General features: G+C 68.3%; 20 protein-coding genes and 1 tRNA gene. 5 read left to right on the plus strand and 16 right to left on the minus strand.

The window, feature by feature from the left end:
• Positions 1–268 precede the first annotated feature (268 nt).
• From IEY26_RS05980 to IEY26_RS05990, 3 genes are read left to right on the plus strand one after another with little or no spacing between them, the layout of a single operon-like run.
• Positions 269–556 (plus strand): hypothetical protein, encoded by a 288-nt coding sequence (locus IEY26_RS05980; protein ID WP_188976823.1) that lies wholly within the window; start codon positions 269–271, stop codon positions 554–556.
• Entirely contained in the window at positions 556–840 is a 285-nt protein-coding gene (locus tag IEY26_RS05985) for a hypothetical protein (RefSeq protein ID WP_188976825.1), read from the plus strand. Before IEY26_RS05980 ends, IEY26_RS05985 begins: the two co-directional genes overlap by 1 nt.
• Positions 837–1,004 carry a hypothetical protein gene (locus IEY26_RS05990; protein WP_188976827.1) on the plus strand — a complete coding sequence of 56 codons (168 nt, stop codon included), beginning with the start codon at positions 837–839 and terminating at the stop codon, positions 1,002–1,004. Before IEY26_RS05985 ends, IEY26_RS05990 begins: the two co-directional genes overlap by 4 nt.
• Here IEY26_RS05990 and IEY26_RS05995 read toward each other — a convergent pair.
• The gene (locus IEY26_RS05995; RefSeq protein ID WP_188976830.1) at positions 977–2,248 is read right to left on the minus strand and encodes a tyrosine-type recombinase/integrase; all 1,272 of its coding nucleotides are present in this window, start codon (positions 2,246–2,248) and stop codon (positions 977–979) included. The two genes, IEY26_RS05990 and IEY26_RS05995, sit on opposite strands and share 28 nt — an antisense overlap.
• 281 nt (positions 2,249–2,529) lie before the next feature.
• Between IEY26_RS05995 and IEY26_RS06000 the strand changes: the two genes are divergently transcribed.
• A complete protein-coding gene (locus IEY26_RS06000) occupies positions 2,530–3,489 on the plus strand; it encodes an AEC family transporter (protein WP_188976832.1) in 960 nt (319 codons plus the stop codon).
• Positions 3,490–3,507: 18 nt separating this feature from the next.
• On the opposite strand, the gene IEY26_RS06005 is transcribed toward IEY26_RS06000, so the two are convergent.
• From IEY26_RS06005 to IEY26_RS06015, 3 genes are all read right to left on the minus strand, one after another.
• Entirely contained in the window at positions 3,508–4,248 is a 741-nt protein-coding gene (locus IEY26_RS06005) for an isopentenyl phosphate kinase (protein ID WP_188976834.1), read from the minus strand.
• A complete protein-coding gene (gene mvk / locus IEY26_RS06010) occupies positions 4,245–5,240 on the minus strand; it encodes a mevalonate kinase (RefSeq protein ID WP_188976836.1) in 996 nt (331 codons plus the stop codon). The genes IEY26_RS06005 and mvk overlap by 4 nt, the downstream gene beginning before the upstream one ends.
• A 76-nt stretch (positions 5,241–5,316) precedes the next feature.
• Positions 5,317–5,994, minus strand: coding sequence for a S24/S26 family peptidase (locus tag IEY26_RS06015; RefSeq protein WP_188976838.1), 678 nt, complete (start codon positions 5,992–5,994; stop codon positions 5,317–5,319).
• A gap of 229 nt (positions 5,995–6,223) precedes the next feature.
• Between IEY26_RS06015 and IEY26_RS06020 the strand changes: the two genes are divergently transcribed.
• On the plus strand, positions 6,224–7,033 hold the full coding sequence (locus IEY26_RS06020) for a VOC family protein (protein ID WP_188976839.1): 810 nt from the start codon (positions 6,224–6,226) through the stop codon (positions 7,031–7,033).
• A 63-nt stretch (positions 7,034–7,096) separates the two neighbouring features.
• Here the strand turns inward: IEY26_RS06020 and IEY26_RS06025 are convergent, their stop codons facing one another.
• From IEY26_RS06025 to IEY26_RS06080, 12 genes are all read right to left on the minus strand, one after another.
• On the minus strand, positions 7,097–7,297 hold the full coding sequence (locus tag IEY26_RS06025; protein WP_188976841.1) for a hypothetical protein: 201 nt from the start codon (positions 7,295–7,297) through the stop codon (positions 7,097–7,099).
• A 3-nt stretch (positions 7,298–7,300) separates the two neighbouring features.
• Positions 7,301–7,954: a sugar phosphate isomerase/epimerase family protein gene (locus IEY26_RS06030; protein WP_188976843.1), complete on the minus strand. Its 654-nt coding sequence runs from the start codon at positions 7,952–7,954 to the stop codon at positions 7,301–7,303.
• A 75-nt stretch (positions 7,955–8,029) separates the two neighbouring features.
• Positions 8,030–8,773: a 30S ribosomal protein S2 gene (gene rpsB / locus IEY26_RS06035; protein WP_188976846.1), complete on the minus strand. Its 744-nt coding sequence runs from the start codon at positions 8,771–8,773 to the stop codon at positions 8,030–8,032.
• On the minus strand, positions 8,770–9,972 hold the full coding sequence (gene eno / locus IEY26_RS06040) for a phosphopyruvate hydratase (protein WP_188976848.1): 1,203 nt from the start codon (positions 9,970–9,972) through the stop codon (positions 8,770–8,772). The genes rpsB and eno overlap by 4 nt, the downstream gene beginning before the upstream one ends.
• The gene (locus IEY26_RS06045) at positions 9,972–10,145 is read right to left on the minus strand and encodes a DNA-directed RNA polymerase subunit K (RefSeq protein ID WP_188976850.1); all 174 of its coding nucleotides are present in this window, start codon (positions 10,143–10,145) and stop codon (positions 9,972–9,974) included. The genes eno and IEY26_RS06045 overlap by 1 nt, the downstream gene beginning before the upstream one ends.
• 1 nt (position 10,146) lies before the next feature.
• Positions 10,147–10,347: a DNA-directed RNA polymerase subunit N gene (locus IEY26_RS06050; RefSeq protein ID WP_188976852.1), complete on the minus strand. Its 201-nt coding sequence runs from the start codon at positions 10,345–10,347 to the stop codon at positions 10,147–10,149.
• 9 nt (positions 10,348–10,356) lie between these two features.
• Positions 10,357–10,755, minus strand: coding sequence for a 30S ribosomal protein S9 (locus IEY26_RS06055; RefSeq protein ID WP_188976854.1), 399 nt, complete (start codon positions 10,753–10,755; stop codon positions 10,357–10,359).
• Entirely contained in the window at positions 10,749–11,186 is a 438-nt protein-coding gene (locus IEY26_RS06060) for a 50S ribosomal protein L13 (protein WP_188976856.1), read from the minus strand. Before IEY26_RS06060 ends, IEY26_RS06055 begins: the two co-directional genes overlap by 7 nt.
• A complete protein-coding gene (locus IEY26_RS06065; protein ID WP_188976858.1) occupies positions 11,183–11,536 on the minus strand; it encodes a 50S ribosomal protein L18e in 354 nt (117 codons plus the stop codon). Before IEY26_RS06065 ends, IEY26_RS06060 begins: the two co-directional genes overlap by 4 nt.
• A gap of 34 nt (positions 11,537–11,570) precedes the next feature.
• Positions 11,571–11,655 (minus strand) — tRNA-Leu (locus tag IEY26_RS06070).
• A 143-nt stretch (positions 11,656–11,798) separates the two neighbouring features.
• Positions 11,799–12,545 carry a DNA-directed RNA polymerase subunit D gene (locus tag IEY26_RS06075; protein WP_188977129.1) on the minus strand — a complete coding sequence of 249 codons (747 nt, stop codon included), beginning with the start codon at positions 12,543–12,545 and terminating at the stop codon, positions 11,799–11,801.
• Positions 12,545–12,928 (minus strand): 30S ribosomal protein S11, encoded by a 384-nt coding sequence (locus IEY26_RS06080; protein ID WP_188976860.1) that lies wholly within the window; start codon positions 12,926–12,928, stop codon positions 12,545–12,547. The genes IEY26_RS06075 and IEY26_RS06080 overlap by 1 nt, the downstream gene beginning before the upstream one ends.
• Position 12,929 lies beyond the last annotated feature (1 nt).

The following is a 12,929-nucleotide window of genomic DNA, read 5'->3' on the forward strand; positions in this document are numbered from 1 at the left end:
GCTGCCTCCGCCGTGCGGTCCAGGAGGCTGGCGATGAGTGAGCAGCGTCCCTCCTCGGACGACATCCTCGTCTGCCCTGACTGTGAGAGCAGTCAAATCAATCGGCTGAACAATCGCGGCCGTGACACGGGAAGCACGTCGAACTGGGTTTGCCGCTGCGGCGCTCGATTCGACGACGCTCACCGTCGCCAGCGAAAGCAAGGTGGAGACTCGTTGAAGGGGCTCGCTCGCCGTCTCGCGGACGCCGACCCGTCGGAGGTGAGCGAGGGTGTCTGACCGCATCTACGTCACGACCAGCTCGTACACGTCGGCGTCCTCAAAAGTCTACCACACGGACCCGGCGTGCCGGTACGTCGAGCGTGCCGAGCGCTGCCGTGTCGTCGACGTCGAGGACGAGCCCGAGATCGTGGACGTCATCACGTCCGACCGAGACCACTGCTCGGTCTGCGCGGGCGACGACTCGCGCGCCGGCATCGAGCAGGACTTCTCCGCGTTCCAAACCGCGCTCGAAATCGGCCAGGAACGCTCCGCGGCCCAGCGGGGTGGTGGTCAGTGATGGTCGCCGATCCGAACGCCTACCGCGACCAGGACGGGCAGATGCTCCACCCGCACGCCCGCCGGCGCTGGGACGAGCGTCTCCCCGAGGAGTGGAAGGGCGAGAACGTCCGTGGCGCGTGGGCCGACGGCATCCCCGTCGACGCGCCGTGGTTTGACGGCTACTGCCGACTCCATAAACCAAGTGGCGCGATACTTATCGCGCGCCTCGGCCTCATCACGACGGTCATTCCGATCTGGCATCGCACCGCCGACGAACAACAGCACATCCGGAGGCAGCTATGAGCACCACGAAACAACCAGAGGAGGCGGAGAGCACCGGCGACGTCCCGGATTGGGTCCGCAAGGACGCCGGGAAGATTCGGGAGCTCGCCGAGAGCGATATCGAGTCCGCGTGGGTCTACGAGCGGATCGTCGCGACCTACTCACTCGACGAGGGGGACTGCTGAATATGGCGCGCGTCGATATTCAGCTCCTGGGCGACGCGAACCGCGAGGTCCTGCGCGGCCTCGTCTTCGAGCGTCGGGATGTCCGCCGTGACGTCTCCGACAGCCTCCTGCTGGAGGTTCCGCGTCTCGGGAGTCGCCGGCTGCCCACACCGCGGACAGTACTCGTGGTGGGGAGCGAGCGTCTCCTTACAATTCCCGCACGGATGCCGCTCGGAGTCGGGGCCGTCGTCGGACTCGATGATGCCGGCCGCGGCGAAGATGTCGTCGTTATGCTGGGCGCTGGAGATATGCTCGTAGTTACTCCACATCGAGGAGTCGATGGTCCAGCAGACGCGATGCTCGATCTGACTGCGCGTGTACCCCTCCCGGCTCATCCGCGTGATAGCGGAGTGCCGGAAGTTGTGGGGGTTGACGGGCTTGTCGACGCCGCCGAGTTCGGCGGCTCGCGTGAGCTGCTCGTTGATCGTCGTCGGCCCCGGAGCGCCGTCGTCGTCCTCAGTCGGCCGGTAGCCATGCCCGGGAATCTTGTGGAAGAACGCGACGTCCGAGTCATCGGGGCGCGGATGCGTCGACTGCAGGTACGTCCGGAGGACGGCCGGCGAGTCGATCAGGGGGTAGTCCTTGATGTCGGCTCCCTTCAGCCCGCTCGCGTTCGGGTTCGGTCGGAAGGTCGCCGCGTCTCCCTCCAGATCGACGTCGCGTACGCGGAGGCTCGCCGCCAGAGAGATCCGCATCCCGGTGTCAGCGAGGAACTCGATGAGCGCGACGTCCCGGAGGTTGTTCGCGCCGTCGCGGAGTGCCTTGATGTCCTCGGACGTGAGGATATCCTCCTCGGAGACGGTCGAGCCACTGACCCGGATCGGCTCGTAGTCGTCCAGCCAGTCAGTGCCTTCGCCCCCGTCTCGAATCGTCTTGAGGAAGATGCGGATGACCTTCTGGCGGTTCCGCGCCGTCGAGTCCGCGACACCGCCGCCACCATGCCCGAGGTCTGGGTCGTGGCGAATCTGGAACGTGAAGTCGTCGAGGTCGAACTTGTCGAACTCACTGATGGGCTTCGTCGCGACGCTACTCGCGAGGCGGAGCTCGGAGAGGTACTCGGCGAGCGTCGACGTCTCGATGCGACCGTCCTTCGCGGCGATGAACCGGCGGACGGCGGGTTGGTCCTCCGGTTGGTACTGGTCGATCTTATCGATCTCGCGTCTGAGCCTCCCCTCGAAGTCCTGAAAGTCGTCGATGCCGACCATACCCACCCCACGACCGGTGGGCTTGTAAACCTGAGCCGGAAAAAACGCCCGGGATTCAACGGCGAACCTCTCCGCCACCTCGCCGCGACCGTTCGCCGTCCCCGCCTCCGACGCCCTGCGACCGCTCGTCGTCTCCGCCCCGCGACCGTCCGCGCTCGCGTTCGGTGCGGCCGTCGTCGCGCTCGGCGTCGACCTGCCGGTGACACAACCACTATTCGTCTCCGCCGAGCAGTAGCCGCCATGCGCGCACCCCACTCACGCGTGAGCGCGGAGGCGCGGCCGTGAGCGTCACCGGCGCGTTCACGGAGGCCATCCTCCCCATCGTCGCCATCGCCGCCGTCGGCTACGTCATCGGCGAGCGAACGAACCTCCGCATCGAGCCGCTCAACACGATCGCTCTCCAGTTCTTCCTGCCCGCGCTCGTCTTCTACGGCATCGCCACGACCGCGCTCACCGGCAGCACCGCGGTCGTCTTCGTCCTCGCCGTCGTCGCCTACCTCGCCGTCACGATGGGGCTCGCGTTCGCCGGCACGCGCCTCCTCGACGTTCCGGACTCCCTGCGCTCCGGCACCGTGCTCGCGAGCGCGTTCCCGAACTCGGGGTTCGTCGGCATCCCCCTCACCGGCTTCCTCTTCGGCGACTTCGGCCGCACCGTCGCCACCATCTTCCTCACCGTGCAGAGCGTCGTCCTCTACACGCTCGGCGTCTACGTCGTCTCCGCGGACGCCGACGAGACCGCGGGCGCGGCGAGCGCCGTCCGCGAAGTCTTCCGCCTCCCGCTCGTCTACGCCGTCCTCCTCGCCGTCGCCCTCCGCGTCCTCGGTCTCGTCCCGCCCGTCGACGGCACGGCCATGACGACGATCGACATGGTCGGCTCCGCGGCCGTCCCGCTGATGCTCACCGTCGTCGGCATCCAGCTCTCGAACGTCGACCTCAGCGTCCTCCGCGGCGTCGCCTTCCCGACCGCGACGAAACTCGTCGTCGCGCCGCTCGTCGGCGTCGGTATCGCGCTCGCCGCCGGGTTCGCCGACCCCCGAATCAGTAACACGTTCGTCCTCGAATGCGCCACGCCCGCCGCCGTCACCCCGCTCGCAATCGTCATCGCGTACAGCGACAGCACGCCCGACGACGCCGTCTCCACCGCGGACTACATGTCCTCGGTCATCTTCGTCACGACCGTGCTCAGCGTCGCGACGCTCACCGCGCTCGTCGTCGCCATCCAGTCCGGCCTCCTCTTCTAACGCGGACGATTCGACCGGCTACGTTCGGACGTGCGTACCGGCGGCTTCGCCGGCGAGGAACGCGTCGAGGTCGCCGGGGCCGAAGATGTAGGAGTCCGAGTCGAGCGCGAGGAGCGTCTCGACTTTCGCCGCCATCCCGCCCGTCACGTCCGTCGATTCGCTCTCGCCGAGCGCGTCCGCGACCTCCTCGTACGCCGTGATCTCCGGGACGACGTCGCCGTCGTCGTCGAGCACGCCCGGCACGGTCGAGCAGAGGCCGATGCGGGACGCGCCGAGGTTCCCCGCGAGCGCGACGATGATTTCGTCGCCGGAGAGGATGGTCGCGCCGGCGTCGTCGTGCGTCACGACGTCGCCGTGGAGCACGGGCACCCAGCCCTGGTCGAGCATCGCCGCGAGCTGCGTCGTCGGGTGGACGAGGTGGCCGTCGTCCGAGCGATACGCCGCCGAGAACGGGTGGACTGGCACGGCGGGAACGCCCTCGTCGGCGAGCGCGTCGACGACGGCGTCGTTCAGCTCGCACATCGCGCCGTGGATGTCCCGCACCGCCCCCGCGTCCGTGCTCCCGTCAGTTCGAGAGACGCCGTGCGCGCTCGCGTGGTGGTGGCCGAAACTCCCGCCGCCGTGCACGACGACGAGCCGGTCGAAGTCGACGGCTCCGAGGCTCGCCGCCGCCGCTTCGAGCGCGTCCTCGTCCACGGTCTCTGGTTCGTCCTTGTCCGTGATGACGCTCCCGCCGAGCTTCAAGAGGAGCGTCGTCACGACGCGTCCTCCCGGCGGACGCCGTCGGTGGCGAGCGCCGCGCGGAACGACCGCTCGCAGCCCGGCGTCAGCCCGAGCGCCGTGAGAGCGTCGCCGTCCTCGTCGAGCGCGACGATGCAGCCGCCGCCGCCCGCGCCCGTCAGCTTCGCGCCCTGTGCGCCCGCGTCCCGCGCCGCCCACACCATCGTGTCGAGCGAGCGCGCCGACACGCCGAGCGCCGACAGGAGGCCGTGGTTGAAATCCATCAGTCGGCCGAGCTCCTCGACGTCGCCGTCGGCGAGCGCCTCCTCGCCCCGCCGCACGAGGTCGCCGATTGCTTCGACCGTGTCCGCCGCGAAATCGTACTCCTCGCGGAGCCCGCGCACGCCCGAGACGAGCGCGCCCGTGTCGTGACTCGTCCCGTCGTACCCGACGACGAACGGGAGTGCGGGCGCGTCCAGCGTCCGGCAGTCCCCGCCCTCCACGCGCACCGCGCCGCCCATCGCCGAGCAGAACGTGTCCGCCCGCGACGCCTGCCCCTCCTGCACCTCGTGTTCGACCGCGTACGCGCGCTCTGCGACCTCTCGCGCGTCCAGTTCGACGCCGAGCGCGCGCGTCGCCGCGTCGATACCCGCCACCACGACCGCCGCGCTCGACCCGAGCCCCGCGCCCAGCGGGATGTCGCTCTCGATCTCGACGTCGAACCCCGCGTCCGGCCGCCCGGCCGCGTCTCGCGCCTGCTCGACCGCCGCGTCCACGTACCCCATCGCCGCCTCGATGAGCGGCGTCGGCACGTCCACGTCCGGCTTCCCGCCGTCCGACCCCGCGTACTCCACGGTGAACCCGTCCAGCGAGAGGTCGCTCGAACTCACCCGCAGGCGGTCGTCGCCGCGTTCCGACACCGTCACCGTCGCGCGGCGCTCTATCGCGCAGGGAACCGCCGGCTCCCCGTACACGACCGCGTGCTCGCCGAAGAGGTAGACCTTCCCCGGCGCGCTCGACGTACTCGACATACCCGCATAGACGGACGCCACCGCCTTTCAGTGTTGTCTCTTTCACTGTGCGAGCGACCGACGTCACATCTCGCGGTCAGACCGGCGTCGAAGCCGACAGAGTCGCACCGGAGAAGAGCAACCGGATCCGTCCGAGCCACGGGAGGCGGAGCTCCGCGGTTCCGCGAACCCACGACGGCCTCACCGGAGAGCTGATGCCGTCGGCCTGGTCGTAGTAGCCGTTGTGGTCGCCCTTCGTGATGAAGCCGGCGTGTGGCGCGGGACAGTACGTGAGCTCCGAGCAGTTGCGCGCGCCCTCCACGTACCGCGCGTCGGCCTCGTCGTACCAGTTCTCGCCGTCGTTCACCCAGAACCGAGCGCGGTGTATCACCGGCGTCGTTCGACTCCTGCCGTCGCGCTCGTATACCACGACGTCCCCGTATTCGTGGAACGTCCGGTAATCCGCTCGCTCTCCCACCCGATAGGTGACGACGCCGGTGTCGCCGTACGCCGAATCCGGGCTGAACCGGTGTTCCTCGGTGACGAAGACGAGGTCGCCCTTCTGGATATGTGGCTGCATGCTTCCTGATTCGACGGCGACGAGCGGCGGCCAGAGCCCACTCACCCCGAAGAGCAGGAGGCCGACGACGGCGACGACGAGCGCACTCGAGAGGACCTCGCGAGCGAACACGACGACCCCGTGGTCGGAGCGGTATACCCGTTCGACGGCGGCGGCGATTCGGCGGAGCAGACCGGGGCTATTCGGACCAGTCATGGTGGGAACTTCCCGGATTCGAGCGGCGACATCGACACGAGAAGCTATCCGCGAGTATTTACTTAATACGTGTCATCTCTGGGTCCGTCGTGCCACGCGTCCGGCCGCGCCCGCTGGAACGCCAGCGGCTCACGTCGCGCGCTCGAACGTCGGCGCTCCGACGCATCACCCTCTGCCGCCGTGCCACCGGCTTCGCGGGGGTTTTCCGCGTCGCCGCGCAAACTCAGCCATGCCCGTCATCGACCACGTGCCGTTCGCCGCGAACGACCACGACGCCGCCGTGAAGCGCTTCGAGAACGCCGGGCTCCCGACGACCTACGGCGGCCGTCACCCCGAGCAGGGCACGGAGATGTCGATGGTCGTCCTCCCCGACGGCTCCTACCTCGAGATTATCGCGCCCGCCGAGGACGCCGACGACCCCGGCTACTGGCCGGACCACCTCGCCGCCGACGCCGGCCCCTGCGCGTGGTGCGTCGACTCCGGCAGCGTCCACGCCACCTGCCAGCGCGCCATCACGCAGGACATCGAAGTCCACGGCCCGCTCCGCGGCACCCGCGACACCCCCGCCGGCGAGCGCGCCGAGTGGGATATGGCCTACCTCGGCCCGCGCGACGACGGCCTCCTCCCGTTCACCATCGCCGACCGCACCCCCCGCGAGTTCCGCGTCCCCGACAGCGACCTCTACGGCGCGCCCATCTCCGGCATCTCCCACGTCGTCATCGCCGTCCCCGACCTCGACGCCGCTTCCCGAACGCTCACTCGCCTCTACCGCTTCCCCGAACCCCGCACCGGCCACGACGACTACTACGGCGACCTCGCCGTCTTCCCCGGCGAGAACGTCGTCCTCGCCGAACCCGCCCGCGGCCCCCTCGACGACCGCGTCGACGCCTTCGGCGCGGTCCCCGCGACCGTCCTCCTCGGCGGCGACGTCGACGGCGCTCGCCACTCATACTCCCTCGGCGACGCGACGACCATCCTCGACTCCCGCGTCCGCTACGTCGACGGCTTCGACCGCGAACTCGCCGTCGTCGACCGCTAACCCGCGGCCCGCCGTCTCACGGACTAAGCCACGAGGCGACCGGCCGCGTCACATCCCGCTCTCTCACTCCTCCTCGTCGTCGAGTCGGGCTTCGAGTTCCTCGACGCGCGCGTGCAACGCCTCGACGTCCGCGCGGAGCTCGCGGACCGGCCGGCGAATGCGTCGGCGAAGCGCGAGCACGAGGAGGCCGAGCGCGAAGCTGAGACAAAGAAGCACGGGAGCGAGGACGACCGGATGCGTGGGGATGGTGAGGTCGACCGGCACGAGTCAGGCTTCTCGGAACCGCCGGAGGGCGTTTCGCTGGTGGTCCGGCATCACCTCTAGGACGACCGCCCCGTCGAAGGAGCCCTTCACGAGTCGACAGAGCGTCGCCATCTCGATGTCGCCCTCGCCGAACGGTACGCCGTCGCGCGTCGCCGTCGAATCCGTGAGATGCACCACGTCGATACGGCCGCCGTGTCGGTCGAGGAGCATCTGGAACTCCGTCAGGTAGTCCGGGTGCGCCATGAAGAGATGTGCCGTGTCGAGAACGAGACCGTGTCCCTGGTCGAGGACGAGGTTCGTCAGGTGGCGGACGCTCGCCCCCGGCGGGTTCTCGTAACCGTGCGCCGCCTCGAACCCCGCGCCTTCGAGCTCGGGAACGTGCGTCAGGTTCGAATACTGCGTGTGGACCACGAGGTACGCGTCCAGCTCGACCGCCAGCGCGTCAGCCACTCGGAGCGGCCCGTGCTCGCCCGGGAGGACGTGCGGCGTGTGTACCGACACCGCCGACACCGGCGACGCCTCGACGCGCGCCGCCAGCGTCTCCGCGCCCTCCTCGACGACGTCGAGCGGTAAGTGGAGTTCCACCGCGTCGAACCCCCGGTCCGCCGACCGGCGGAGCGCCTCCCGCGTCGGCGGACACTTCCCAGCGACCTGCATGTCCGCCTCGTCGACGCCCGGCCGGATGTAGCTACCGCTCGGCGACTGGCGCGAAGGATGAAAAGCGTCGTCGGCTCAGATCTCGCTCTCGAAGTCCTCGAGCGCGTACGTCGGCTCTGCGCCGCGGCGGTCGAGCGTCTCGTTGGCGAGGAGCCAGTAGACGACGGAGAGTGCGCGCCGCCCCTTGTTGTTCGTCGGGACGACGAGGTCCACGTTGCTCGTGGAGTTGTTCGAGTCGCACATCGCGATCACGGGGATGCCGACCGTGATCGCTTCCTTCACAGCTTGGCTGTCACCGATCGGGTCGGTGACGACGAGCACGTCCGGCTCGATGTAGCCGTCGTACTTCGGGTTCGTCAGCGTCCCGGGGATGAACCGGCCGGTGCGGGCGCGCGCGCCGATGGCGTCCGCGAACTTCTCCGCGGGGAACCGGCCGTACTGGCGGCTCGACGTGACGAGCACCTGGTCGGGGCGGTAGTTCGAGAGGAAGTCCGCCGCCGTCCGGATGCGGTCGTCCGTCGTCGAGACGTCCAGCACGTAGAGACCGTCGGTCCGGACGCGGTGGATGAACCGCTCCATGTCCTTGGTCTTCTGCTGCGTACCGATGTGGACCCCGGCGGCGAGGTAGTCCTCGACCGGAATCAGGAGGTCGGCGTCCTCGTCGGGCATTACGTCCTCGGTCCCCGCGGCGGGCGCTTCGACCTCCTCCTCGGGCTCCGCGGCGGCCTCCTCGGCCACCTCGGACTCCTCGGGTTCGGCGTCGGCGTCGACGTCCGCGTCGACCACTTCGTCTTGGGTTTCGGTTTCGTTCTCAGTCATGCCTCGTCGGCAATTCGGATGAGTTCGTTCAGTTTGGCTGTGCGTTCACCGCCGACCGTGCCCGTCTTGATGAACGGCGCGTCGGTCGCGACGGCGAGATGAGCGATGGTGGTGTCCTCCGTCTCCCCGCTCCGATGGCTGACGACAGGGCCGTAGCCGTTGGAGACGGCGAGTTCGATGGCGTCGAACGCCTCGGTGAGCGTGCCGATCTGGTTCGGCTTCACGAGGATGCTGTTCGCGGCGTCCTGCTCGATGCCCGTGCGGAGGCGCTCCGTGTTCGTCACGAAGAGGTCGTCGCCGCAGACGAGCGTGCGGTCGCCCACGCGCTCCGTGAGCGCGGCGAACCCCTCGTAGTCGTCCTCGTCGAGCGGGTCTTCGACGTACGCGAGCCCGTACTCGTCGACGAGTCCCGCGACGTAGTCGACCTGTTCGGCCGTGCTCCGGGTTTCGTCCCCGAAGACGTACGTCTCGCTCTCCGCGTCGTAGCGTTCCGCGGCGGCCATGTCGAGGCCGAACTTCACCTCGAACCCGAAGTCGTCGGCGACCGTCTCCACGGCCTCCGCGACGAGTTCGAGCGCGTCCGCGTCCGAGAGCGGTGGTGCCCACGCGCCCTCGTCCCCGAGCCCCGCGGCGATGCCGCGGTCTTCGAGGATCTCGCTCACTTCGTGGTGGACGGCCGCGTTCGCGAACACGGCGTCGCGCACGTTCGGCGCGCCGACGGGGGCGGCGAGGAACTCCTGAATCGCGGTCGCCTCCTGCGCGTGCTCGCCACCGCCGACGACGTTTCCGAGCGGAACCGGGAAGTTCCGACCGCGGAACGCGCCGCCGAGGTGCTGGTAGAGCGGGAGTCCGGCGACGTCCGCGCCAGCTTTCGCGGCAGCCATCGAGATGGCGACCGCCGAGTTCGCGCCGATCTGCGAGAAGTCGTCCGTGCCGTCCGCGGCACGGAGCGCCGAGTCGACCTCGCGCTGGTCGCCCGCGAACACCCGCCCCTCCAGTCGGGGAACGGCGTGCTCGCGCGCGGCGGCGATGGCTTCCTCAGCGGGGAGTTCGATGGCCTCGTACTCGCCCGTCGACGCCCCGGAGGGCGCGAGCGCGCGGCCGTGACCGCCGGACTCCGTGTAGACGCTCGCCTCGACCGTCGGGTTCCCCCGAGAGTCGAGGACGCTCCGCAGCGACACGGACTCGACGAGCCCCATTAGTCGTGCCTCCGAACCGTGAACGGGAGGACACCCGCGTCGTATTCCTCGGCCGCGATGAGGATGGGCTCCGTCTGGTCGGTGTCGACCAGCACGGGCGCGCCGTACGACACCTGCAGCGCGCGCGCACCGATGATGCGGGCTTTCTCGTAGCGATTGTACTGTGCACTCATCTTACTGGTAGGGTGCGACGACGTCTACGAGGTCCTGGTGGGCGACCAGCATCCGGCGGCAGCAGTACCGATCCAACCCGAGGTCGTCGAGCACCTCACCGGGGTCTTCGTCGCCGTCCTGGCTGCTCGCGCGGGCCTTGTACTCTTCCCAGTACTCGGCCACGACGTTACCGCAACTGAAACACCGGACTGGTACCATCATGGTTTGTGTTTAGCGGTAGGACTTCTGGTAGCGGGCGCGAGCGCCGGGCCCGCCCCACTTCTTGGATTCGCGCTGACGGACGTCGTTCACGAGGAGCGAGCGGTCGAACTCCATGAACGCGTCGCGGAGTTCCGCGTCGTTCTCGTGTTCGACGATGCTCCGCGCGATTGCGGTGCGGACCGCGTCCGCCTGTCCGGCGAACCCGCCGCCGTCGACGGTGACGTCGATGTCGATGTCGCTGCGGAGGTCTTCGCCCGCGATGCGGAACGGCTCCAGCATCTTCAGCTTCGCGAGCTCGGGTTCGACGAGCTCGACCGGCTGACTGTTGATGCGAACGCGACCCTCGCCGTCACGCACGGTGGCGCGCGCGACGGCGGTCTTCTTCTTCCCGCTGGTGTTCGTTACCATGTCTTGTTAGCACCTAGGTGCTCGGAGATCTCGCCGACCTGCACGAACTTGATGTGCGACAGGCGGTCGAGACTGGTTCCGTCGAGGACTTCCCCGTCCTCGTCGGTGTGATTCCCGACGAACACGCGGATGTTCTCGAAGGCCTCGCGGCCGTCCGTTTCCTTGTAGGAGAGCATCCCGCGGATCGCGCGCTTCACGATGCCGTCGGGGCGCTTCGGGTAGTACGGACCGGAGTCCGAGCCGAGCTCGGCTCGCTTCCGGTAGGTCCCGAAGATATCCTCCTTGTTCCCGGTGATGACCGCGTTCTCCGCGTTCACCACGGCGACGGTGTTGCCCTGCTGGGCGAGCTCCGCCACGTTACTCGCGACGCGACCCATGATGCAGTCACCGGCGTCGACGACGATGTCGGCGTCGAATTCTGCGAGACTCATCGGATCACCCGCACGTCGTTACCGTTGGGATTCTGTTCGACAAACTCGGAGAGGGAGACGGTCTCGCCGCCGGCGTGGTCGACCTTCGTCTCCGCGCTGGACGAGAAGTCCACTGCGGCGACCGTGACCGACTTCTGCAGCATGCCGGACCCCAGGACCTTCCCGGGGACGACGACGGTTTCGTCTTCTCTCGCGTACCGTTCGATGCGACTCAGGTTCACCTCGGCGTGCGTGCGCCGCGGCTTCTCCAGCCGGTCGGCGACGTCCTGCCAAACGCCCGCGTCGTTGTCGCGAGCGGCGGACTTCAGGTCCGCAACGAGGTTGCTGAGTCGAGGACTCGATTGACTCATAGTTCTGACTCCTCAGTAGTGAATTCGGGTGGAGTGCAGGGAGCAGGATTTGAACCTGCGAACTCCTGTGAGACAGCGCCCTGAACGCTGCGCCTTTGACCAAACTTGGCTATCCCTGCACGACGGCGAAGAACACGCTGTCGTGCTGCAGTCGAGTATTCCCGCCGACCCCCTATACGGGTTTCGATTCCCGCGACCGACGGCGTCGCTCCTCCCTGCGTGGAGCGGACGACCGTCGGGGTGAGGGCGGCTTCACTCATTGTTAGAGTTGGACTGCTTCTTCCAGCTCGTCTGCGCGCATCGACAGGCTCTCGATGCCGCGCAGCACGAGTTCGTCGACGGGCATCGACCCGTCGGATTCGACGTGGAACACGAACGCCTCGGGGACGTCGTGCACCTCGACCTCCTTCCCGGGATACCGCTGGGTGAGGTCGTTGTCGAACTCCTCGGCCGGAACGAGGTCGCCGTCCTCCTCGATGACGCCGCGGAGGATGTTCGGCTCGTCCTCGTCGAACTCCGGCGAGTCACCGACGACCTCCACCGTCTGGAGGTGTCGGTAGCCGATACCGACCCCGCCCTGGTGTTTGGCGTGGTCGCGGCCTTTGTCGAGGACGGCTTCGGCCTCGAACTCGAGACGCTGGTCTTCTTTCAGCTCGATGATCGGGATGTTCGTATCGGCGGGCTCGACCTCGGGGTCTTCGCAGACGATATCCCCGGAGTACGCCGTTCCCGGTCCCTCGACGTCGAGGGCGAGCGTCACGGTGTGGTCGGGGTCGAAGTCCTCGGGCGTCGTCAGCGGCACGAGGCCGAGACGCAGCGCGAGCACTTCGTCGAACATGACGCTCGAGTTCTCCACGAACCGCACGGTGTCGATGGAGAGTGTCGGCACGTCCGCGAGCATCGCTCGACGGACGCCGTTCGCGAACGCCGGCGTGGCACCGCGAACGACGAACCGGGCTTCCCGGTCGTCGTTGTCGATAAATTCGACGTCGAAGTCCCCTGCCATGATTAGAACCCGCTGTTCTTCGGCGGACGCGTGCCGTCGTGCGGGATCGGCGTGACGTCCTCGATGCGGCCGATCTCGATGCCGGCGCGAGCGAGCGCGCGAATCGTCGCCTGCGCGCCCGGCCCGGGGCTCCGCTGGAGGTTGCCGCCGGGACCGCGCACGCGGACGTGCACGCCTTCGATGCCCTGTTCTTTGATCTCTTCTGCGATCTTCTCGGCCATCTGCATCGCCGCGTACGGCGACGCCTCGTCACGGTTCTGCTTCACGACGGCACCGCCGGACGACTTCGCGATCGTCTCAGCGCCGGTCTCGTCGGTGATGGTGAGGACCGTGTTGTTGAACGAGGCGTGCACGTGGGCGATGCCCCATTTGTCGTCTTCAGCCATT

This window comes from Halocalculus aciditolerans (assembly GCF_014647475.1).
GTDB lineage: Archaea > Halobacteriota > Halobacteria > Halobacteriales > Halobacteriaceae > Halocalculus > Halocalculus aciditolerans.

Bases quoted from the DNA above. Each gene is read 5' to 3' on its own strand.
- IEY26_RS05985 (WP_188976825.1), top strand. From the start codon at position 556: ATGGTCGCCGATCCGAACGCCTACCGCGACCAGGACGGGCAGATGCTC.
- IEY26_RS05990 (WP_188976827.1), top strand. From the start codon at position 837: ATGAGCACCACGAAACAACCAGAGGAGGCGGAGAGCACCGGCGACGTC.
- IEY26_RS05995 (WP_188976830.1), bottom strand. From the start codon at position 2,248: ATGGTCGGCATCGACGACTTTCAGGACTTCGAGGGGAGGCTCAGACGC.
- mvk (WP_188976836.1), bottom strand. From the start codon at position 5,240: ATGTCGAGTACGTCGAGCGCGCCGGGGAAGGTCTACCTCTTCGGCGAG.
- IEY26_RS06015 (WP_188976838.1), bottom strand. From the start codon at position 5,994: ATGACTGGTCCGAATAGCCCCGGTCTGCTCCGCCGAATCGCCGCCGCC.
- IEY26_RS06020 (WP_188976839.1), top strand. From the start codon at position 6,224: ATGCCCGTCATCGACCACGTGCCGTTCGCCGCGAACGACCACGACGCC.
- IEY26_RS06030 (WP_188976843.1), bottom strand. From the start codon at position 7,954: ATGCAGGTCGCTGGGAAGTGTCCGCCGACGCGGGAGGCGCTCCGCCGG.
- rpsB (WP_188976846.1), bottom strand. From the start codon at position 8,773: ATGACTGAGAACGAAACCGAAACCCAAGACGAAGTGGTCGACGCGGAC.
- eno (WP_188976848.1), bottom strand. From the start codon at position 9,972: ATGGGGCTCGTCGAGTCCGTGTCGCTGCGGAGCGTCCTCGACTCTCGG.
- IEY26_RS06045 (WP_188976850.1), bottom strand. From the start codon at position 10,145: ATGAGTGCACAGTACAATCGCTACGAGAAAGCCCGCATCATCGGTGCG.
- IEY26_RS06050 (WP_188976852.1), bottom strand. From the start codon at position 10,347: ATGATGGTACCAGTCCGGTGTTTCAGTTGCGGTAACGTCGTGGCCGAG.
- IEY26_RS06055 (WP_188976854.1), bottom strand. From the start codon at position 10,755: ATGGTAACGAACACCAGCGGGAAGAAGAAGACCGCCGTCGCGCGCGCC.
- IEY26_RS06060 (WP_188976856.1), bottom strand. From the start codon at position 11,186: ATGAGTCTCGCAGAATTCGACGCCGACATCGTCGTCGACGCCGGTGAC.
- IEY26_RS06065 (WP_188976858.1), bottom strand. From the start codon at position 11,536: ATGAGTCAATCGAGTCCTCGACTCAGCAACCTCGTTGCGGACCTGAAG.
- IEY26_RS06080 (WP_188976860.1), bottom strand. From the start codon at position 12,928: ATGGCTGAAGACGACAAATGGGGCATCGCCCACGTGCACGCCTCGTTC.